Origin of the sequence: Wolbachia endosymbiont (group A) of Apotomis capreana (assembly GCF_964027025.1) — a bacterium.
Classification (GTDB): Bacteria; Pseudomonadota; Alphaproteobacteria; order Rickettsiales; family Anaplasmataceae; genus Wolbachia; species Wolbachia pipientis.
This window is the reverse complement of the sequence record NZ_OZ034721.1, coordinates 22,369-43,837: the sequence shown is the minus strand read 5'-3', so window position 1 is coordinate 43,837 and position 21,469 is coordinate 22,369. Positions and strand designations below refer to the sequence as shown.

Annotated in this window: 21 protein-coding genes, 2 other RNA genes and 4 pseudogenes; 12 read left to right on the top strand and 15 right to left on the bottom strand. The window is 33.9% G+C overall.

Translation table 11 applies throughout. The features are described from left to right. Positions 1-128: 128 nt before the first annotated feature. From AAGD50_RS00220 to truA, 3 genes and pseudogenes are all read left to right on the top strand, one after another. On the top strand, positions 129-887 hold the full coding sequence (locus tag AAGD50_RS00220; RefSeq protein ID WP_264724240.1) for a cytochrome c1: 759 nt from the start codon (positions 129-131) through the stop codon (positions 885-887). A 284-nt stretch (positions 888-1,171) separates the two neighbouring features. Continuing rightward, positions 1,172-1,294 (top strand): annotated as a pseudogene (locus AAGD50_RS00215) (IS630 transposase-related protein); the annotation flags it as partial. Between the two features lie 71 nt (positions 1,295-1,365). Continuing rightward, entirely contained in the window at positions 1,366-2,103 is a 738-nt protein-coding gene (gene truA, locus AAGD50_RS00210) for a tRNA pseudouridine(38-40) synthase TruA (RefSeq protein ID WP_264723949.1), read from the top strand. Positions 2,104-2,182: 79 nt separating this feature from the next. Here truA and dnaN read toward each other — a convergent pair whose 3' ends face one another. The 8 genes from dnaN to ffs form a co-directional block, all read right to left on the bottom strand. Further along, a complete protein-coding gene (gene dnaN / locus AAGD50_RS00205) occupies positions 2,183-3,340 on the bottom strand; it encodes a DNA polymerase III subunit beta (protein WP_264723948.1) in 1,158 nt (385 codons plus the stop codon). Between the two features lie 123 nt (positions 3,341-3,463). Further along, on the bottom strand, positions 3,464-3,961 hold the full coding sequence (locus AAGD50_RS00200) for an invasion associated locus B family protein (protein ID WP_264723947.1): 498 nt from the start codon (positions 3,959-3,961) through the stop codon (positions 3,464-3,466). Beyond that, positions 3,954-4,847 carry an RNA polymerase factor sigma-32 gene (locus tag AAGD50_RS00195; RefSeq protein ID WP_341810048.1) on the bottom strand — a complete coding sequence of 298 codons (894 nt, stop codon included), beginning with the start codon at positions 4,845-4,847 and terminating at the stop codon, positions 3,954-3,956. The genes AAGD50_RS00200 and AAGD50_RS00195 overlap by 8 nt, the downstream gene beginning before the upstream one ends. Positions 4,848-4,985: 138 nt before the next feature. Further along, complete coding sequence (locus AAGD50_RS00190; RefSeq protein WP_255407348.1) at positions 4,986-5,114, bottom strand: hypothetical protein; 129 nt, start codon at positions 5,112-5,114, stop codon at positions 4,986-4,988. 51 nt (positions 5,115-5,165) lie between these two features. Further along, positions 5,166-5,852: an acyloxyacyl hydrolase gene (locus tag AAGD50_RS00185; RefSeq protein ID WP_341810047.1), complete on the bottom strand. Its 687-nt coding sequence runs from the start codon at positions 5,850-5,852 to the stop codon at positions 5,166-5,168. A 589-nt stretch (positions 5,853-6,441) separates the two neighbouring features. Continuing rightward, on the bottom strand, positions 6,442-6,774 hold the full coding sequence (locus AAGD50_RS00180; RefSeq protein ID WP_010963017.1) for a YbaB/EbfC family nucleoid-associated protein: 333 nt from the start codon (positions 6,772-6,774) through the stop codon (positions 6,442-6,444). A gap of 3 nt (positions 6,775-6,777) precedes the next feature. Next, positions 6,778-8,379: a DNA polymerase III subunit gamma/tau gene (gene dnaX / locus AAGD50_RS00175; RefSeq protein WP_012673353.1), complete on the bottom strand. Its 1,602-nt coding sequence runs from the start codon at positions 8,377-8,379 to the stop codon at positions 6,778-6,780. A 21-nt stretch (positions 8,380-8,400) separates the two neighbouring features. Continuing rightward, positions 8,401-8,490, bottom strand: an RNA gene (gene ffs / locus AAGD50_RS00170) — signal recognition particle sRNA small type. A 236-nt stretch (positions 8,491-8,726) separates the two neighbouring features. Here ffs and AAGD50_RS06775 point away from each other — a divergent pair. Further along, positions 8,727-8,843: pseudogene (locus AAGD50_RS06775) on the top strand (WPE palindromic element domain-containing protein); the annotation flags it as partial. A gap of 107 nt (positions 8,844-8,950) precedes the next feature. Further along, a complete protein-coding gene (locus AAGD50_RS00160; RefSeq protein WP_065094500.1) occupies positions 8,951-9,604 on the top strand; it encodes a glutathione S-transferase family protein in 654 nt (217 codons plus the stop codon). Position 9,605: 1 nt separating this feature from the next. Here the strand turns inward: AAGD50_RS00160 and AAGD50_RS00155 are convergent, their stop codons facing one another. Further along, positions 9,606-10,253, bottom strand: coding sequence for an O-methyltransferase (locus AAGD50_RS00155; protein WP_010081993.1), 648 nt, complete (start codon positions 10,251-10,253; stop codon positions 9,606-9,608). Between the two features lie 250 nt (positions 10,254-10,503). On the opposite strand from AAGD50_RS00155, the pseudogene AAGD50_RS00150 reads away from it, so the two are divergent. Further along, positions 10,504-10,781, top strand: a pseudogene (locus AAGD50_RS00150) (DUF2671 domain-containing protein). A 29-nt stretch (positions 10,782-10,810) separates the two neighbouring features. On the opposite strand, the gene AAGD50_RS00145 reads toward AAGD50_RS00150, so the two are convergent. From AAGD50_RS00145 to ssrS, 3 genes are all read right to left on the bottom strand, one after another. Further along, positions 10,811-11,515 (bottom strand): DsbA family protein, encoded by a 705-nt coding sequence (locus AAGD50_RS00145; RefSeq protein WP_038199341.1) that lies wholly within the window; start codon positions 11,513-11,515, stop codon positions 10,811-10,813. A gap of 54 nt (positions 11,516-11,569) precedes the next feature. After that, positions 11,570-12,049 carry a type II toxin-antitoxin system RatA family toxin gene (locus AAGD50_RS00140; protein WP_244663039.1) on the bottom strand — a complete coding sequence of 160 codons (480 nt, stop codon included), beginning with the start codon at positions 12,047-12,049 and terminating at the stop codon, positions 11,570-11,572. Between the two features lies 1 nt (position 12,050). Beyond that, positions 12,051-12,211, bottom strand: a non-coding RNA gene (gene ssrS / locus AAGD50_RS00135) — 6S RNA. A gap of 116 nt (positions 12,212-12,327) precedes the next feature. Here ssrS and AAGD50_RS00130 point away from each other — a divergent pair. Both AAGD50_RS00130 and AAGD50_RS00125 read left to right on the top strand, forming a co-directional pair. Next, a complete protein-coding gene (locus AAGD50_RS00130) occupies positions 12,328-12,918 on the top strand; it encodes a phospholipid-binding protein MlaC (protein ID WP_010963011.1) in 591 nt (196 codons plus the stop codon). Next, entirely contained in the window at positions 12,915-14,204 is a 1,290-nt protein-coding gene (locus tag AAGD50_RS00125; protein WP_264723944.1) for a bifunctional folylpolyglutamate synthase/dihydrofolate synthase, read from the top strand. The genes AAGD50_RS00130 and AAGD50_RS00125 overlap by 4 nt, the downstream gene beginning before the upstream one ends. Here AAGD50_RS00125 and AAGD50_RS00120 read toward each other — a convergent pair. Beyond that, entirely contained in the window at positions 14,172-14,684 is a 513-nt protein-coding gene (locus AAGD50_RS00120) for a hypothetical protein (RefSeq protein ID WP_246484378.1), read from the bottom strand. The genes AAGD50_RS00125 and AAGD50_RS00120 overlap by 33 nt on opposite strands. Before the next feature lie 256 nt (positions 14,685-14,940). Between AAGD50_RS00120 and AAGD50_RS00115 the strand changes: the two genes are divergently transcribed. Beyond that, positions 14,941-15,888, top strand: coding sequence for an IS110 family transposase (locus AAGD50_RS00115; protein ID WP_209472550.1), 948 nt, complete (start codon positions 14,941-14,943; stop codon positions 15,886-15,888). Between the two features lie 251 nt (positions 15,889-16,139). Here AAGD50_RS00115 and AAGD50_RS00110 read toward each other — a convergent pair whose 3' ends face one another. Together AAGD50_RS00110 and AAGD50_RS00105 are read right to left on the bottom strand one after the other, a co-directional pair. Beyond that, positions 16,140-17,486: an IS110 family transposase gene (locus AAGD50_RS00110; RefSeq protein ID WP_174515809.1), complete on the bottom strand. Its 1,347-nt coding sequence runs from the start codon at positions 17,484-17,486 to the stop codon at positions 16,140-16,142. Positions 17,487-17,987: 501 nt separating this feature from the next. Next, positions 17,988-18,116, bottom strand: a pseudogene (locus tag AAGD50_RS00105) (DnaJ domain-containing protein); the annotation flags it as partial. 624 nt (positions 18,117-18,740) lie between these two features. Between AAGD50_RS00105 and recA the strand changes: the two are divergent. From recA to AAGD50_RS00090, 3 genes are all read left to right on the top strand, one after another. Further along, entirely contained in the window at positions 18,741-19,808 is a 1,068-nt protein-coding gene (gene recA, locus AAGD50_RS00100) for a recombinase RecA (protein WP_341810046.1), read from the top strand. Positions 19,809-19,995: 187 nt separating this feature from the next. Further along, complete coding sequence (locus AAGD50_RS00095; protein ID WP_007548750.1) at positions 19,996-20,688, top strand: phosphatidylserine decarboxylase; 693 nt, start codon at positions 19,996-19,998, stop codon at positions 20,686-20,688. After that, positions 20,685-21,455, top strand: a complete 771-nt coding sequence (locus AAGD50_RS00090; protein ID WP_015589351.1) for a CDP-alcohol phosphatidyltransferase family protein — start codon at positions 20,685-20,687, stop codon at positions 21,453-21,455. Before AAGD50_RS00095 ends, AAGD50_RS00090 begins: the two co-directional genes overlap by 4 nt. Positions 21,456-21,469 lie beyond the last annotated feature (14 nt).

Sequence of the window (21,469 nt, the reverse complement as noted above, 5' to 3'; positions counted from 1 at the left end):
AATCATGCAATGGACAACAGATTCTAGGAGTGCATGATAACCATAATGTCAGTGATGAAATAAGCTGGATTCCAGTGTCAGCTACTTGCATGACATCAATTCGAAATTTACTAAAACAGTGGTTATGCATGGGATCTAATGTATTTGCAATCTTCTGCGTGTTATTTCTATCTAGTCTTATATCTGCAGAAGAATTTAAATCATCACCAAATAAGAAAATAGACTGGAAATTTGATGGAATTGTCGGATCTTTCGATAGAGAGTCAATTCAGCGTGGCTATAAAGTGTATAAAGAAGTCTGTGCTGCTTGTCATTCAATGAATAGGGTAGCATTTCGTAATTTGCAAGATGTCGGTTTTTCTGAAGAAGATGTAAAACAAATAGCAGCTTCTTATCAAGTTAAAGATGGTCCGAATGATTTGGGTGAAATGTTTGACAGACCTGGAGTACCTTCGGATTATTTTATTGCGCCTTTTGATACAAAAGAAGCAGCTGCAGCAAGCAACAATGGTGCAGTCCCACCAGACTTATCATTAATTATTAAAGCAAGGCATGATGGTGCAAATTATGTCTATTCATTGTTAACAGGCTATCAAAACGGCGAACACGATGAAAATGATTTATATTTTAATTCGTATTTTCCAACAGGCAGATTAGCTATGGCGCCACCACTTTCTGAAGGAATGGTGGAATATGATGGTGCAAGGCAAGCCACAGTTGAAAATATGGCGTATGATGTGATAAATTTTTTACAGTGGGCGGCAGAGCCAGAATTAGAGCACCGGCATAAGCTTGGATTAAAAGTAGTGGCGTATTTTATAATTTTAACAGTGTTTTTTGTATTAACTAACAACAAAGTTTGGAGCAAGCTCTATAAAAAGAAGTGATAGTCAATTTTGCCTCAAGCACAATGGTTGTCATCCAAGTAGCTAACACTGGTTCCTTTATGACGGTGTCATCCGAGTAGCTGACACTGGGATGGCTTTGTCGCATCATACCTTATACGGTAATAATTTACGATAAATTCATGTAGCCATTTCGAATTTAGCCATACCAATGTCAGTAAATTTATTAAGCAAATAGCACTTAATGAGCAGTTCTTTTTCACGATTTATAGCTCTTTTCATAGAAGTCCGGATGTGATAAGGATAGATAATGATAAGGAGGTTGAATGCCAGCAGCATATAGTTATGATTTAAGAAAAAAAGCAATGGAGGCGCTAGACGAAGGAGAAAGCAGAGAAGCAGTGGCAGCAAGATTTAAGATTGGACGAACTACTTTATGGGAGTGGCAGCACTGTAGGCTTGACCATAAATTATGTTAAGATAGAAAATGACTATTTTAGATAGAGCTTGATGTAATGCAGTGCGATACAAAATAACGGTAGAATATAATGGTAGTAGTTTCTCTGGTTGGCAAAAACAGCAACACTCTGCTAACTCAATCCAGGAGAAGATAGAAAATGCTATATTTAATTTTAGTGGTGAGAAAATTGCCTTGTACTGTGGTGGCAGGACTGATGCAGGGGTTCATGCTTTAGGACAAGTTGCTCATTTTGATATGGAAAAGGAATTTGAGCTTTATAGAATAAGAAACGCAATAAATTATCATTTAAAATCAATTCCTATAGTCGTGCTCAATGTAGAAGTTGTAGATGATGCGTTTCACGCACGGTTTTCAGCAAAAAAAAGATATTACGAATACAGAATAGTTAATCGCTATGCTCCTGCCGCTCTGGAGACAGGTTATGTATGGCAAGTGTTTAGTCCACTTGATGTAAATATTATGCGTGAAGCTGCTAAACATCTACTTGGAAAATATGACCTTTCAAGTTTCCGTTCAAAAGATTGTCACGCCGCAAATCCGATAAGAACAATTGATGATATCGATATAGTACAAAACGGGAATCATATACACATCAAAATATCTGCTATTTCCTTTTTACATAACCAAGTGAGGATTATTGCGGGTACTTTAGTTGAATTTGGAAAAAATAGAACCAATCCGCAAGAAATGCTAAATATATTAAACCAATGCAAAAGAAGTGCCGCTGGAGTTACTGCACCACCTTTTGGCTTATATTTGGTAAAGATAGATTACTAATTTAATAAAAGCTAGTGAAATAAGTGCCATACCGCCACGGTATCTCCAGATTCCGCTAACAAGCAGCGAGATGACGAGTTTAAGTTCTCATTGGCATTACTACATATAATGCACTTGAATCGTCTTCATCAGTGATAATTGTAGCACTATTACCATCGGCTAAGCTAAACTTACATTTATTTTTTATGCAGGATAGAACATCAAGTAAATAACGCGAGTTGAACCCTATTTCTATAGGGGCTTCATTGTAGTCCACTTCTATGGATTCAGTTGCATCACTGCACTCTTGGGAGTTTGAATGCAGAGTTAGCAGCTTTTCTTGTAGTGAGAATTTAATGGATTTTACTTTATCAGATACAACAACGGAAACTCGATCTATAACGTCTGAAAGTTTTTTACTTTCAATAATCATATGCTTATCTTGAGATGCTGGAATAACTGCTTTATAATTTGGAAAAGTTCCATCTATTAATTTTGATATTAGAATATATTCACCGCATGTAAACTTGATTTTTCTGTCTGAGAGTTTTACTTTAATTTCATTACAATCGTCCAATATTTTTAACAGCTCCATAACAGTTTTACGTGGAATGATCACACCAAATTCGCCATTGATGTTCCCAGGCTTTGGCCTCTTTATACATGATAAACGATGGCCATCAGTTGCAACGCAGTACAGAAATTGCTCATCTGTATGTAGATATATTCCATTTAAATTATACCTTGTATCATCTAGTGATACAGCAAATTTTGTTTTAGTTAATAAGTCTATCAGGTCTGTATTTAGTAGAGTAAAATCATGTTTATAATTGTCTTCTTCAAGAGCAGGAAAGCTGCTTGAAACTACATTCGGTAAAGAAAAGTTTGCATTTCCGCAAGACATCAATAATTTTCCTTGATTGTTTACTTCAAAATTGACATCCAAATCAGCGGGTAACTTCTTCACTATGTCATGTAAAGTATGCGCTGAAATTTTTACTTCTCCTTCTGTTAATACGGTTGCAGCAAGTGAGGCAAACATTGAAATGTCAAGATCAGTTGCCATTAATTTTATGCTGCCGTGTTGTGCTTTGATATTTATACACGCCAAAACATCTATTGCATTACGCCTTTCAACCACTCCACTTACTCTGGATAATGTATTTAAAAGACTTGTGCTGCTCACGCTAAAACGCATCTGCTCGCACACAGAATTTTGCTTTTTGATTTCTGTATCTACACCTGCAACCTCTGACATTGCTAACTCTCAAAAATATATTTTAAATGATATCCACATCCCATATAAAGTAAAGTGCTATTTATATTTCCATTGAAAGAGTAGTCTAGTTTATACTATAGCTGGGTATTCTGTTACAATAATTTACTTTGTATGGCATAAATCATGCATTTTTTGATACGCTTTTTGAAAACCAAGTAGGGAATAAGTATCATCAATGGTCACTGTTTTTGTTTTTCCATTAACTACCATTGATAATCCCTGCTTCATTTTTAGAATGAGATCTTGATCTATTTTTGTATGCTCTGCCCACGCAAAACTTCCCTGTATTATGGGCAGTGTATATTTAATTTTTTTGTCGATATTGAGAGCTACAGGCTCCTTATCATACTGAAAACCAGAGGTAACGCTTACCTCATCTGCTTTTTTATCAACATAACTAATCATTACATACGGCTTGCGATTGGTTGTATAATATTCGCTTTTTTTTTTAGGATAGGATACAATATAACATACTTTCTCTCCATCTTCCAATGCAGTATACACGAGCCAATCTTTATATTTTTCCTTCAATTGTACATCACTAACCGATGCAAAAGCGCCTATCGAAAAAAATATTAGAAATATAAAAAAACTACGCATGCAAACCAAATTTCAAACTTTCAGATTGTATATATCGTTTTACCTTAGCCATCGCCTGCTCAGCCAACTGCCTTATTCTTTCTCTTGAAACACAATACTTTTTACTAAGTTCATCCAGAGTTTGAATGTTTTCAGACAAATATCTACTGATAAAAATGTCTCTTGCCCTTTCGTTGAGGCTCGCTAGTGCATTGTTTAAAATTGTTTCTTTTAATTCTTTTTCTTCATGATTCTGATAGGTTACTTCTTGACTGACCAAGTTACATGGGATCATATCTTGTAACTCCCTTTTAGAGTCATCACCTATTTTTATGCAATCGTTTAGCGACTGATCCTTACAAGCCAAACGGTAATTCATTTGTATAACATCTCCTTCGGATACAGAAAGCTCATTAGATATTGCTTTTATTTCTTCATTATTTAAAGTTTCTCTGTTTGTATACTGTAAAATTCTTTTTTTTATTTTACGTAAACTAAAAAATAATCTTCTTTGTGCTTGCGTTGTGCCTATTTTCACAAATGACCAAGATTTCAATATAAAGTCTTTTATTGAAGCTTCAATCCACCACACTGCATAAGTTGAAAAACGAAACCCTAAATCAGGATTAAACTTTTTTACTGCATGCATTAAACCCATATTCCCTTCCATGAACAGGTCCATCAACAATAGTCCATAATTTTTGAATTTCATTGCAATTTTCACTACCAAATTCAAATGGCTGGTAATCAATTTATGAGCAGAAGAAATATCCTTGTATTGGTTCCAATTTTTTGCTAGTTGTACTTCTTCCTCTTGAGACAGCATGGGAAATTTTCGCACCCTAGCAATATATTGCATGAGATTGGTTCTGCTATCGACACATAAGCTTGCCATTGGGGTCAACATAACAACTTAAATTAAAACTTCATGCATATAATATATTGATTTTCCAGCAAAAATTCAAGCTTTGATTTGAAAAAAGTACAAATTTTCCATCTAATTTCTTGGAGACAGTAGGCCGCAGTGTTAGCTAATTGGATAACATTATGTAACTTTAGATGATATTCTACCAGTACAATGGTAAACGTTATAGCTTAAACACATAGCAAATAGTGTTATTCCAGTGCCTTGACACTGGAATCCACATTTCTTTTTTCTAGATCCCAGTGTCATGCTACTTGAATGACAAGAAAAAACCCACTGGGATAACAAGACTGAGATAGACTAAAAATTAAACGCTACTCCAGCTTCTGCACCAACAGTGCTGTAAAGGACTGTATGTCCTCCTTTGTCTTTCTCACCAACGCTTTTATCGAAATTAGCACCATAAGAACCGAAATAACGAGCTCCAGCATAAAGTTTGACTTCTGGAGTTACATCATAACTAACACCAGCTTTTACTTGACCAGCAAAACCAAATTTACTTTTTTGATCATTCACAGCGTCTTTCAAAGGAGTGCTAATATACGCTGCACCAACACCAACACCAACATATGGAGTGATAGGCATATCTTCAATTGCTATATCGTAATAAACGTTAACTAGCCCTGAAATTGCTGTTACACTGTCTGCAATAGTATCTGGCGTAAATCTTGCATCTGTAACATTATTTTTGTTTAGGTATGAATAAACTCCTTCAACATCAACCCTGATGTCGTCCATTTTGTAACCAAACGCACCACCAGCAGCTAGAAAAGACGCTTTTAATGGACTGTAATCACTATTGTCTTTCTTATAGGTAATACCATCAACTTTTGTGAAAAGAGGTAAAATTTCACCGTTGTATTGCAAACGAATATAGTAACTAGTTTCTTCATCACTTATTGGACCAACAGGATCTGAAAAAGCAGAGTTTGATAAACTTAGCAACGTTGCTAAAGCGGCTGCTGAAAAAAACTTTTTATAATGCATAATTGTCCTCGTAAAAAAATTAAAATTCCACTTTAGCAGTCTAAGTAACAACTAAAGTTAAGTCAAGTGCTAACTTAATAACACAAAATATTCTACATTTTAACTAATTTTTAGGAGAAGACAAAGATTTTATTAATGAATAAATACGACTTTTGATTTTTTGGTATAGCTAACACAGGTAAGATTTACTATCGAAAGACCTCGTCATCTCGCTGCTTGTTAGCGGATGAGAAATCTACAACTGTACGAACATTGCAATTTGGGCCTACCAGGAGGGCAATGCCTCTTATCCAAGTACCATCTTCTTGTCATCCCAGTCTGGGATCCAGGAATTTTATTAAGTTGGTAAGCATAAAAGTAGCCGTTTTATGTTAAAACACAATGTTCTTGATGAGATTACGGCAAGGCTGGATTCCAGACTGGAATGACATCGTTTACTATGTGCCATATTGCAATGTTTGTACAGTTGTGGAATGAATCACGGTATGACGTAGGGCTATGCTAGTATAGGTACATTATATGAAGAAGTACTAGCGTTGGGAATATTAGAAAAAAAATACTTACACTAAAAGAAACTTCAGTAGTAAATTCAAAAAGGAAGTTTAAACCCAGATGGTAAACCCATCATACCTGCAAGATCAGAAGTTGCATTCGCCATATCTTCTTCTGCTTTTTTAACGGCATCATTAAACGCTGCTGTTACTAAATCCTCTACTATATCTTTTTCCTCATTTCTCATAAGTTCTAAGTCTATGTTCACCTTTTTAGCTTTATAGCTACCTATTTTTATGACTTCCACTAATACAGAAACTTTGCCACCACCAGAAATACCTTGAAACTCTTTTCCAACATATTTTTCTTGAGCTTCTGCAAGCTTTTTTTGCATCTCTTGCGCTTGTTTCATTATTTGACTAAAATCCACAACTTACTCCTTATTTTCTATATTAACTACTTTTGCACCTTTAAACGTGTCAAGGATATCCTTAACTGCAGGTGCATAATTTAAATTACTCACTTCCCTGTTTATATAACCTGTATCAACTGCAATAACCCACTCTTGCTGAGTTACCTGGTTTAAGTAATTTTTTAAATCATTGCAAAAATTACTATCCAACTTAGATACAGCTTTTAATTTTAAATATCCAGGTTTACAATCTATTAATTGTAGATTATTACACAGTTGTTTGTAAAGATAAATTTGGTTACTTCGCCTTAATAGTTGCAAAATCTTATCAAAATCGTAATTTTGTTGTTTATTTTCCACATGGATCCCAGTGTCACGCACTGGGATGACAGAGTGGGGTTGTTGTTTACTTTCCACATATTTTTTTGGATCCGAGTAGTCAGCTACTTGGATGACAGAGGGGGAAGGTGCAACAGGTCTGCCCTGTCTATTTCCTTGCTCTACATTCTGTGAAAGAACTTTTTTGATCACCTGTTCCGGAGAAGGCAGATCAGAAAGATAACAGAGGCTAATTAACATCATTTCAGCAGCAACATCGTTGCATGTTGAAGTTTTTATATCTTGAATACCTTTAAGCAACATCTTCCACAATCTCGAAAAAAATATTAAAGATCTCTTTATACTTAAATCTTTTATCCTATTCTTTTCATGCTCTGTAACTGCATTATCAATCTCTTTTGTAATCAAAAAACGGCATACTAACTGAATTGTTTGCAATAGACCTTCAAAAATACTAAGTGGGTTTGCTGTTTTTACCGCCTTGTCAAACACTGATAGAGCTTTCTGTAAATCACCTTCTAATATTGCCCCTAATAGATCGAATATAATATCTTTATCCACTAGGCCAAGTATGTCTGTCACATTTTTAGTGGATATTGCACCATCTTTGCTATATAGCACTGCTTGATTCATCAAAAACAAGGCGTTACGCATTGAATTTCCAGAGTGTCGTGCAATTAATTCTAATGCTCCCTTTTCAATGGAATAACTCTCTTTTTGTGCAACATCATTTAAACGTTCCACTATTTTAGCTACAGGAATGTTGTGTAAATCAAATCTTTGACAACGTGCAATAATAGTTATTGGTATCTTTTTTATTTCCGTAGTTGCTAAAATGAACTTTACACTAGATGGTGGCTCTTCTAGGGTTTTAAGTAATGCGTTAAATGCACTGCTAGATAGCATGTGTACTTCATCTATAATGTAGACTTTGAATTTAGAGCTTATAGGTGAATAGCAAATATCTCCCAGGATTACTTTAATATCGTCAATGCTAGTGTGACTTGCTGCATCGATTTCAATTACATCTGGATGGCTTGAATTTTTTATTGCTAGACAATTTTCACATGATCCGCAAGGTTCAAAAATTGGCCCCAGGGAACAATTCAAACATAAAGCTATTATCCTTGCAGTGGTGGTTTTACCAACTCCACTACTACCAGAGAGCAGTATAGATTGTGGGATTTTGTTTAAAATAAAAGCATTTTCTAATACACGCACTAATATATCTTGACCTACTAGATCTTTGAAGCTACTAGGACGATGTTTTAATGCTATATTCATAGCCTCGGATAAAACAAATAATGAAATAGGTATGCAACCCAAAAAGGTTCTGATATGGCTGCTTCATTTCTGATCTGACCAAATTACAGAGTTTTTGCCTGCATACCTTATAAAATATTATACTTTTTTTTTTATTTAGCAAGGTATATCCTATATTAGCTCTATAATTTGATATGTTAAATTTTTTACAGTGCTATTTTGAAGTAAATAAAAAGTTAGTTGTCATGCAAGTCACTACAAGATTGTCACTCCAATGTTTATTTATGTCATTTCAGCGCTTATTTATGTCATCCCAGTGCCTAGGCATACAGCTGTATGAATGTTGTGATATAAGAGCAATTTTTACCGAAAAGGATGTCATCCCAGTGCTTGACTACTTGGATCCAGAAAACTTAACTGTAAATGAGCGCACTAGGCAATTGTATAACAAGAACTGGATTCCAGTGTCAGCTACTTGCATGACACTACCTGCTACGCAAACTTCTGTGGACTACAAAGAAAGTTCGTACAGTTGTAGGTCAAGCCATAGAGTAACAAAAAAAGGATATTGGTATAACAAAAGAGGAACATTATGATTTTATATCATTTTCCTCTTTGTCCATTTTCACGAAAAGTTAGAGCTTTTCTAAAAGAAAAAAAATTAGGCTGTGATCTAGTGTATGAAAATCCGTGGGAAAAGCGGAATGAATTTATGGAGATCAATCCAACCGGGCAAGTACCAGTGTTAATAGATAATAACTTTGTAATAGCGGATAGTAATGCCATTTGTGAATATATAGAAGAGACTTACAATAGCGACGTCAAATTACTTGGTTCATCCACTATTATTAAGTCTAAAATACGCGCTCTAATCAATTGGTTCGATAACAAATTTTACAATGAAGTTACTAAGTATATTATGAATGAAAAAGTAATTACTAACCGCAGCCCTGACTCTAGATTTCTTCATGCAGCTCAGCATAACCTGCCTTGCCATATGGAATACATCGAACACTTAATTAACAAGAACGTTTGGCTTGCAACTGATAAGTTCACTTTAGCTGATATTACTTTAGCATCGCATATTTCCGTAATGGATTATGTAAGTAGTTTTCCATGGGAAAAAAGTAAAATTTTAAAAGAATGGTACTCCATTGTTAAATCAAAGCCTTGTTTTCGTGAGATATTATTAGAGAGGATTTCTGGTTTAATCCCTCCTAAACATTATGCTGACCTTGATTTTTAACTTATGTTAGCTTTAAAGCTACAGTCATTCCTTCATCAGTTGGAATCAATATAGAGAAATATTTTTTTTCATCTGATAATCTATTATTAAACTCCCTCATGGCATGCCATGATTTTTCTGATACTTCTTTTGGAGGCGATTCTAAAAATACTGTGTTAAACAGTAGAGTGTTATCTGCAACGATTAGCCCATCTTGTTTAATGTATGACTCTGCCCAATCTAAATACTTAGGATAACTACTTTTGTCAGCATCAATAAATATCATGTCAAATGGTGCTTTTGCTGATAATTCATTAATTTTTTCCAGTGCATCGCCTTCTATTAGAGTAATTTTATCACTTAGATTAAAAGCACTAAAATTTTTTTTTGCTATTCTTGAGTGTTGAGGATTATTTTCTATTGTATATATATGACCGTCTTTTAGTAGAGCTTTTGCCATGCAAATCGACGAGTAACCGTATAACGTGCCAATCTCAACAATACTTTTGATTTTTTGGATTTTTATAAATAAACTTAATAGCTTTCCTTCTTCAGGGCCAATTTGAATATGTTGCTTTTTTTCAAGAATACAATATTCTTCTATTTTTTTATATTCTTTTGCAAATAGATTTCTTATGTATGACAATTTTATACTAAAATTATTACGCATATATTATAAATTAGGGAGACTTAATTCATACACAATTTATAAATATAATAATATAGTTTAAAATAATAAAAACATTTATTTTAAGTTATTATTTCATAGTATAAAATTTTAAGTGACAAAAATTATTATATATCGTACTATAGTTAACTAGTATAATAAACAGTCGATTATTATGCTAGAATTAAAGGGATTGTTTATGCGCATTTCTCTTTTTAAAATATAATTTTTATAATCAATTAGAGGGGGTTATATGTCTTATACTATTGCTGGTGAAGTTGAAACGTTAAACAAAAAATCTAACAAGAATGAAGGGGTTATGTTACTACATAATCCAGCTTATCGTGAAAAGTATAAAGAACGTTTTGATGAAGCTCAGAGAAAAGTTATGGATATGGTTCAGTTTTATGATGGGACAATAGTATTAATAGAGAATAAAATCGCTATGTATTACTACACTTGGCACAGTAAAAAAAGAGAGTTTGAGCGTAAAAACAACAAACAGTAGTGAAAAACAATGACTCAGCATAGAGTCTTTTATATGGTAAGCTACAGTGGTATTACTTCACTATAGCTTTTCCATATAATTTATCTATCACATTAGTGAAATATTTCAGCTCTTTATACCCTCCATGTTTAACTTTATTATGCTCTATATATGATTTATCATCGTTAAGCTTGATGAAAAATATTGGAGTGGCTGTGATACCAAGTTTATTAATTGCCAGTGATTTATCATTTACGATTTTATCCATTATTTTCTTATCATTAATGCATTGGTTAAATGCATCTTGCTTTAAGTTGCTTAGTGCAGCAATTCTTTGTAGTAAAGTCAAATCACTTAAATTGTAGTAATTCCACGAATCTATTGAGTTAAAAACAGCTTTGTTAAAATTAAAGTAGTCTTCTTGTTTTTCGTAGCAATGACTTAGCATTGCAGCCTTTAGCCCTCTGTAATCCAAAGGAAAATGACGAAATATATATAACATCTTACCTGTGTCTATATATTTCTCTTTAATTTTAGGAAAAACATTCCTATGAAAAAGAGAGCAGTGATAACAAGTTAATGAAGCATATTCTATCATTAGAATTGGTGCTTTTGGATCTCCTAATAATTTATCATTAGGTAATGGCGATAATAGCTCATTTGATGTTATTTCATTGGGTTTTTTTTGAATGTATTGGTTATCGGATAAATCTTGCTTAACAACTGCATAAGAATTAACACTTATGAAAATTAATAAAAACAATAGTCTAAAAATCATTACAATATAAACACTTAACTTACTAAAAAAAATTATACATTTATATTAATAATGTCAAGATAACTTTTGTTTAGCAAGGCTTTCAGCCCTATCTTTAAATGCAGCAATTATTTTACTTTGTGTATACTTATATACTGAGTTTAATAAAGTGGAAAATGAGTTGGACTTAAACTTAAACTCTATATAAAACTTTACCATAGTTTTATTTTCATCTATGGGAATGAATTGCCATTCATTGTATAGATGTTTAAATATTCCATTTGATGATACAGCTTTTATCCAACCTTCATTTGTTCCACTTGGAGAAAGAGAAGTAACTTCTGATGTATATCTACCTTTAATTCCATGAAAAGCTGCGAGGAGATCCACAACCATTTGGTTGTTAATTTTTTCTTTTATATAAACGGCTTTGCACCAAGGAACAAAATCAGGATACCTTTCAACATCAATTACAATTTGGAATACTTCATTAGGCAAACATAGGAAAACACCCTGTTCTTTGTATTGATGAAGCATAAATGTTAAACCAATCAAAATAGGATCCGTATCTACCGTCAGCCTTAGTAGATTCCTGAGACTAAAGTTAAGGTGGGCATCGCGTATCAATTTCAACGAAATTAACAGAGGCAATTCCCTTGACTAGAAATTATCGCTCGGGAAATTTAACTTAACTCATAACGCATAGAACAGACCCTTAATTAATTGTAGATGATTTATACAAGGTGTGTCTATAGATATATTAAAGCTAGCGATTATTATTTAATCTTTATTAAACTTTGCATTCTAAGTATCATAGCTAATAAATATATCTTATGAACATTACTAAAGTTTTAACTATCATTGTTTTTATTGTAATTTCTTCAAGTGCTTACACTAATTGTACAGATCACAAAATTTTTGTGCATACTATGAAGCAACAAGTGGATGGTATATCTACAAAGGAGAATAAAAAAAACCGGGAATGTGTGCAAAAAAAGCTTCAGGAGGTCATTCAAAACAATGTTAACCTCAAAGGAATATCGCAATTCGTCATAGGAAAACATTGGGCTTTAGTTAAACAAAAAGAAAAAGAAGATTTTTTAAGAGAGTATGAAGTGTATCTTACGCGTTTGTGCGTTAAAATTTTATATAAATACATGCATGATAGTGAAATGATCATAATGAGTACAAAAGCAGTTGACGATGAAACTTGCTTAATTGGTACAAGATTTTCTTACGGTGATGAAGAATTTACAAATATTGATTTTAAAGTTACTAAAAATAACAGTTCTTTCTTGATAAGTGATGTTGTAATGAGTGGAATAAGTATTGCTATTAATCAACGTTATCAATTTAGTGAAAAAATCGACACGCATGGCATAGCAAGCGTTATAGCTGAATTAAAATGCAATAACAATCCATGATATATATGCCTCATTGGCCTAAGCCACTTGGTAGCAGGCCGAATGATTTTTCTCTTGATCGCATAAAAGGCTTTCTTAGCAAACTAGATAACCCCGAGAAAAAAGTGCCTCCCGTAATTCATATAGCTGGAACTAATGGGAAAGGCTCAACACTAGCATTTATAAGATATATAATGCAAGCAGCAGGGTATAAGGTACACGCATACACTTCTCCACATTTAGTGAGTTTTAATGAGAGGATAGTGATAGCCGGCAGCTATATCGACGATAATGAATTATATAGCTTATTAGAAGAATGTCGTGCAGTAATTGCAGAACAACCTATCACTCTGTTTGAAGCTGCAACTATTGCAGCTTTTTTAGCTTTTTCTCGTCATAAAGCCGATATAACTTTAGTTGAAGTGGGTATGGGTGGAAGGCTTGATGCAACAAATGTTATAGATAATCCGATTTTAACAATAATTACTTCCATTGCACTTGATCATACGGAATATCTTGGCCCTACTGTAGAAATTATAGCAGGTGAAAAGGCTGGAATAATGAAACCTAATGTTCCTTGCGTAATAGCACCGCAAGAAAAATCTATAGTGAACACGCTAGAACACCACGCAATAAATAAGAAATCTCCCTTGTATAGAGGAGGTCTTGAATGGAATTGCAAAAAAAAGAACAACAAAATGGTTTTTCAATCAGCTATTCAATCAATAGAATTTCCTTTGCCATCTTTAAAGGGTGATCATCAGGTGATTAATGCAGGCAATGCTATTGCAGCATGTAGTATTTTAAGTGGAAAGTATGAATTTGATATTGGAGAAGAGGATATCACTTCAGGTTTACAGTGCACTTATTGGCCTGCACGGCTAGAGTCTATAAAAGAAGGTAATTTAATTTTCCTACTACCGAAAGATTGGCAATTATTTTTAGATGGTGCACACAATAATGATGGTGCTAGAGTACTATCTCAGTGGGTAAAAGATAATTTTGCTGAAGGTATTTATATGGTTTTTGGTGTTACTAGTAACAGAAATGTGGAAGAGTTCTTAGAGCACTTAAAGCCATATATCAAGCTACTATGTGCGGTTTGTGTTAAGTTTGAACCTAAAGCAACAAATACAAATTTGATTAGGGAAAAAGCCAATAACATAGGAATAAAAGCAGTTGAATGTGAATCAATTGGCGATGCAATATCAAATCACATATTAAAAGCCTCTACCCAAAACGTCAAAACCATACTAATCTGTGGCTCATTGTTCCTAGCTAGAGACTTCGCTATGGAGAATAGCTAACTTTGATGATATTAACTGACCGATGGGGAAATAACTTTGATTGCTCATAGTACTGCTTGGCTTTTCGTTATCGACTTCTATAAACTGATCATCACCTTTAAATTGCTCCTCAATTGAATTTATAGCTGTCTTTTTGAGAATATAATTACTTGCAGCATTTAAAATAGGTGAAGTAACAATTAAAAGCGTGAATGGTAATGAAAGTAATAAGCCGGATAACATCATAGAGTTAGTTATACCAAAGCCGTTGGCAACTAAATCTAATCCCACACCGAAAAACATTAAAGATGTACAGATTGTGTTGCTCAAAATAACTGAATTTTTTAGCCACTTTAATTTAGTCCTATCACTCTTTGAAAAATTTTCGCATTCTTGGTCAAAGTTAAACAATAATAAAATATTAGTCTGATGATTAAACTCTTTCCCATTTCTAGTATAAATGCTCTTAACAGCTAGACTCAAAATAGATCCTGCTAACAAGGGAGCAAGAAAACCTACTGCTATTGGTACATTAGAAGAAATTGTAAGTTAAAAACGTGATATAAAAGAGATAAGAGAGAAAGATAACCCTGCTCACTAGGAATAGCGGGCGTGCGCGACCGAAAGGAAATTGGTATTACAACCGTTGGTATCAAGGTACGCTAGCCCTATCTCTCGATACGTTTGAATAGTTGCTTGGGACATATATATGCACCCGTTTACAATCTTAAATTAACTAAAACTATCGAGGTTTATTATGGTTACATCTTATCAAAATTTTATTGGCATTGACATCGGAAAATTTAAAAATGTCGTTGCAATTCACAAACAGAAGAATGCTGTCGAATTTGATAATAATGCTTCTGGTTGGCAACAATTATTTCAAGAGTTTTCAGATATTCTACCTAATGCTTTAGTGACTTTAGAAAATACAGGGAAATATGAGCTTGGCTTATCACATTTTCTTACCGACAAAAATATTGCCGTGCATCGAGCTAATACTCGTAAAGTAAAAAGCTTTATTTTATCTCACGGAACTTTAGCAAAGTCTGATAGATCAGATGCAAGAGCTCTTGCTCAATATGGATTTGAACGCCATAGAACTATCTCTCTATTTGTACCTACCTCTACAGAACAATCAACTTTGGCTGCACTTTGTCAACGTCGTGATGATATTACGCAAATGAGAACTCAAGAAAAATGCAGACTTGAAGCACCGGAAAATGATCATATAAAAGAAAGCTGTCAAAAGACCATTGAGTTTTTCGATAGTCAAATAAACGAACTCAATGATACTATACAAAAGATTATTGATGAAAGCCGCGAATTACAACAACGCCAAAAAATTCTTAAAACAGTTCCTGGAATAGGTAAAAAGTTATCACAAGATTTTTTGTGTTTAATGCCAGAGCTTGGTTACTTAAATAGAAAAGAAGTAGCAAGTCTTGCCGGAGTTGCACCGCATCCAAAAGAAAGTGGTAAAGCTGTTGGTTACCGAAGGATTACAGGTGGTAGAAGTAACGTTCGTTCAAAGCTCTTTACAGCCGCTATGGCTGCTACAAGGTCGAAATCTATACTTGGCGCCTTTTATTCTAAGCTTGTTGAAAGTGGTAAGAAGAAGATGGTGGCTATAACAGCCCTAATGCGTAAAATTATAGTAATTGCTAATACAAGACTTAAAGAAGCAATTAATTTGCATACTTAAAAATCTTCACAACGGTAACTGAAATTGGCTAATGAATATGTGCGTCCACACAGACTTAAAGCACATATTCATTAGCTTAAGCAGAAATTGCTGTGGTAGCTGTTTGATATAAAATTCTATTTCTATGACAAACGGGTTTTTATTGCCCATATAATTTGCAAAATTACACAAATAAAAAAATTTTTAAAAAACATAGTTGATACCATTAATTATTAAAAATGCAATTGATGTGAAGGATACTAAAAGAACTTCTAAGAAACTCTTTCTGCTAGTAGCTCTTTTTTAATCAAGACATAACCAAATTCACTAGCTTTCTTGCTTAGAGTCTTCACTATTTTTTCCTTATATAACTTTTCATAGTAATCAATGCCCTTCTCTACATATTCCTGTCCATACTTTAGCATACTATAAAAAATGCACGCCAATTTCCTAGCCGTAGCGGTAATCGCTTTCGGTGCTCCTAGTCGTTTTTTTAACCTTCTGCAATATGCACCAATCCCACTGTTGCTTCTTGACACACACTGGGCAGCCATCCTAAAAGCATTTGCAGCACGAGCAATAACTTTGCGAGTTCTCGTCCCAAATACTTTTTCCCCTGTAACTTTATTAGCAGGACTTAGCCCCAACCAAGAAGTAAAGTGCTTCTCTGATGGCCATTTATCGTGGTTCAAACCAACTTCTGAGATAATTGTTTGTATAGTTAGCACATCAAGCCCAGGAACTTTAGTAAAATCAATACCGGTTACTCTATACAGTTCTTCGTGTAAAGGAAAGTCTGGTCTGTTTTTTGAAAACCTATTCTTTATTTTGCTGCATCGCTTATTCTCGTCAGATTTTGTTTCAAATGTTTTGTAATATTGTTCGATGCTTTTGTCGCATTCTGCTATTTTTTCCTGATAAATATTATACAATTCAAATTCTTGCTTTAACACAAATAAGAGTTCCTTTCTGTAGTCGCCTTTTAGCGCTTTTGCCATGGTAGATCTATCATTTCTTATCCGTACATCTCTCAATTCTGATAATTTTTCAGGATTCCTTTCACCTTCAATTATTGCTTTGATAATTTGCATACCGGTCACTCCAGTAATATCACTTATGACTTTGTGTAATTGAACGTTCATTTGAATTAACGCTTTTTGCATACGTAGAATATGTGTGGATGCACTTTCAATCAGGTTGCTACGTTGCCTAACGTAATTACGCAACACACACATTTGATCATCAGGTCTAAACGACCCATGGAGTAATCCATAGCTGTGTAATTGTTGTAACCATTGACAGTCTTGAACGTCGGATTTTCTACCAGGCACGTTCTTAATATATCGTGCATTTACCAATTTTACCTCAAATCCATATGACTCAAGTATTTGAAACAAAGGAATCCAATATACTCCTGTTGATTCCATAGCTACTGTTCTAACTTTACATTTCTTTAACCACCCTGCTAAGTTATGAAGATCAACTGTAAAGCATCCAAATTTTTTGACACGTTGTTCATCTCTTCCTTCAGGTACACATACATAATGTACAGCTGAGCCGATATCAATTCCTGCTGTATCAGGATTCACTATTTCTAGTTTACTTTTTGCCTTTATCATGGTAATTATCCTACTATAACTTATAATGGAGAAGCACTTAAGCTTGGGACGGTTAGATTATACAATCTTCTAATCGAGGTAGTCATAATAGACTCCATCAGTGGTTTAACCGTTCCTCCAAAACCACGCTCCTAAACGGGCACTTAAGCACCATTGATCAGTCGGTTATAACTGCAGAAGTACTTCTTGATAAATTATATATAAAAATTGCTATGGAAGTGAAGAAATAGTTTCTTTCCGGTTTAACAAGATTTTTTTCTTGTTCGACGCTCCTAAGAGATTTGAATAAGAAGAATATTTTACATAAGCAGTTACATTATTGTTAATTGACTGCTGCTTATTATAGAGTTTATTTCTGCACTTATCATCTAAGTATTTTTGCAATTCTTCATAACTGCGACTCCACAACTTACCGCGTAATTCTTTTATTAAATTATTTCTTTTATTGAGACCTTTCTCCAATGGCTCTATTATAAATTCTTCAAAAAATGGCTTATTTAATGCAATAACCTTAAATTTCTCCTCCGCTTCTTTATTGTTTGGGTTTTTATCTGAGTGATATTTTAACGATAATTTACGGTATTGTTGACTAAGCTTTTTCTTAATATTCTTAATGTCAGAATTTACCACATCCTCCTTTTGAATATTAAATGTTAAAAACAACTGCTTTAAAGCGTGGTACTCATTTTCATTCAAAACATTTCTAGCCACATTACACCTACAAATTAACTAACTATTAATGTTCTATAATATACATATTTCCAAACTATGTCAATTATTTCATAAATATCTTTGGTAAAAATTATTTCTGTTATGACTAGCATGATAAGTGTATGAAGCGACTAAAATTGTCATTACAGCGCTTAGTGTACGACAGTGCTCCAACATTTAGGGTTGCAGTTTTCATGGCAGATCTGAGTAGCTGACCCATCTAAGAGGTGTCATTCAAGTAGCTGACACTGGAATGGCTTTGTTGCATCGCACCTTATACGGTAGTAATTTACAATAAATTCATGTAGCCATTTCGAATTTAGTCATTTCAGTGTTGGCTACTTGGATGACACCACCTGCTATGCTGCAAATTGCAACGTTCGTACACTAAAGTATAGTGTGTTACTAACGAAGGCAAACAAATATCTGCTTTATGAAAACGTTAATATTTTTCATTGAAATAATACATAAATACTAGAAAAACCTTGGCAGGTTATTCGCGTTTGATTATCATAGAGAATTATATAAATTAATAAATGATCTATGGCAAGTAACTCAGAAGAAAGAAATAGTGATAAACAAAAAGCGCTAGATAACGCAATAAGCCAGATTGAAAAAGCATTCGGTAAAGGTGCAATAATGAAGTTGAAGCAAAACCCTGTAGAAAAAATAGACACAATATCCACAGGATCAATTGCGCTTGATTCGGCTCTAGGTGTTGGAGGTCTGTCAAAAGGGCGTATAATTGAAATATTTGGCCCCGAGAGTTCTGGTAAAACCACTCTTGCCTTGCACGTGATTGCTGAAGCACAAAAAAAAGGAGGATCATGCGCATTTATCGATGCAGAACATGCATTGGATGTCTTATATGCTCGTAAACTTGGGGTAAGCACTGATGATTTAGTGATTTCACAACCAGACACTGGAGAGCAGGCGTTGCATATTGTTGAGTATTTAGTGTGTTCTGGTGCGGTTGATGTGATAGTTATTGACTCTGTCGCAGCATTAACTCCAAGAGCTGAAATTGAAGGTGATATGGGTGATCAACATATGGGGCTGCAAGCAAGGCTTCTAAGTCATGGGCTACGGAAACTAACCTCTGCCGTTTCAAAAGCGAACTGTATATTGATATTTATTAATCAAATTCGTATGAAAATAGGAGTAGTGTATGGAAATCCTGAAACTACCACGGGTGGAAATGCATTAAAATTCTATACTTCTGTAAGGCTTGATATAAGAAAAGTTGGTGTAATAAAAGACAAAGAAAATATTACAGGTAATGAAACAAGAGTTAAAGTTGTAAAAAATAAAGTTGCTCCTCCATTTAGAGAAGCGAAATTTGATATAATGTACAATGAAGGTATATCAAAACTCGGAGAAATAATAGATATGGGAGCAAAGCTTGGTGTGCTTGAAAAAGCAGGCGCTTACTATTCATATAACAACACACGTCTTGGGCAAGGAAGAGAGAATGTAAAAACTTACCTAAAAACAAACAAAGAAGTCGCAAATGAAATAGAAACGAAAATCAGAGATTTACTCAGAAATCATGATAATTCTATCATAATAGACGAGGATAGTGAGCAACTTTTAGAAGAATCAGTTTTCTGATCTAAACTTAGGCATTAGATTTTGTGTTGGACGGGTTGTTACAGTATGACGGTAATTCTATGTGCTAATATAACAATCTGTAATGTTACCTTGTATCAAAAAGACTTTGCTGAAGCAGTTAAAAAAAGCTTTTCATGAGAAATTATAAATGATAAATTGTTAACAATAGGTTATTGTTAATAAGATTATGTGTTTTGGTTTACCTAATATAAACAGGGAAGGTTATTCATTTATAGTAGTTTCCTTTATAGTAACGTGTATAGCATTCTCTATATCTTGGGGGTTTGGCGTTACGTGCTTGTTTCCGACATTATTGTGTACTTATTTCTTTCGTGATCCAGCAAGAGCTGTGCCAAACAATAAGAATCTTATATTAAGTCCTGCTGATGGTGTGATTTCAAAAATTGAAGAAGTTAATTATCCTTTATCAGCAGAAAACGGAGAGGAGAAGAAGTTTACGCTTGTTAGCATATTTTTAAGTGTTTTGAACGTCCATGTGAACCGTATACCAATATCTGGTACGATAAAGGAAATGAGTTATAAAAAAGGCAAGTTTGTATCCGCAATGAGCAATAGGTCTAGTAATGAAAATGAAAAGCAGGTTATTGTAATTGAATACGAAAAGGGGAAAGAAATTATTGTGGAGCAAATAGCTGGATTAATTGCACGTCGTATCGTTTGTAATTTAGGAATATCCCAGAACGTAAAAGCAGGTGAAAGGTTTGGAATTATAAGGTTTGGCAGTAGAGTGAATATCTATGTTCCTGCTGATACAGAAGTCAGAGTTTCAGAAGGGCAAACTGTTATTGGTGGTGAAACAATTATAGCAAACTTAAATAAGGAAAACGTTCAAGAGAAGCTTACTTTTGACGTTATATGAATAACGATGGAAGTAACAGTAGATTCTTACCTATTACTAAATTATTCCCAAACTTTATAACTTTATTGGGTTTATGTTCTGGTCTCACTTCACTTAAATTTACATTTAATGAACAATGGGAATTCTCAGTAATTTTTATCATCATTGCAGCAATAATAGATGGAATGGATGGCAGAATAGCTAGAATTCTAAAATCAACTAGCGATTTTGGAGCCCAACTTGATTCTTTTGCAGATTTTCTAAATTTTGGTGCAGCGCCTGCATTTCTTTTGTATTTTTGGAAGCTAAACGAAATCAAAGTCATAGGTTGGATTTTAGTAATGATATACGTAATCTGCATATCAATAAGACTTGCAAGATTTAATGTTTCGCTACACTCAGAACAACCATACTGGGAAAAATTTTTCTTTTCTGGTGTTCCAGCTCCAGTGTGTGCTTTACTTTCTTTGTTACCAATAATTATTACCTTTCAATCTCATGAGAGTGAATACTTACTTCTCATAGAGCGATTTTTTAACACAAGAAACGTAGCTTGTTACTTTCTGGCCATTTCATTTTTTTCGATAAGTCACATTCCAACTTTCTCTGCAAAATATATTTATATTCCCAAAAGCCTATCCTATATATTTGTGTCATTTTTTGGAGTACTTATTGTATTTTTCATCAGTAAGCCCTGGATGACTCTACCAATTTTAGGTATAGTGTATACACTTACTATTCCAATAAGCATCGGGTTTTACATATATTTTACATATAAAACTCGTTAGCTAACAAAAAATAG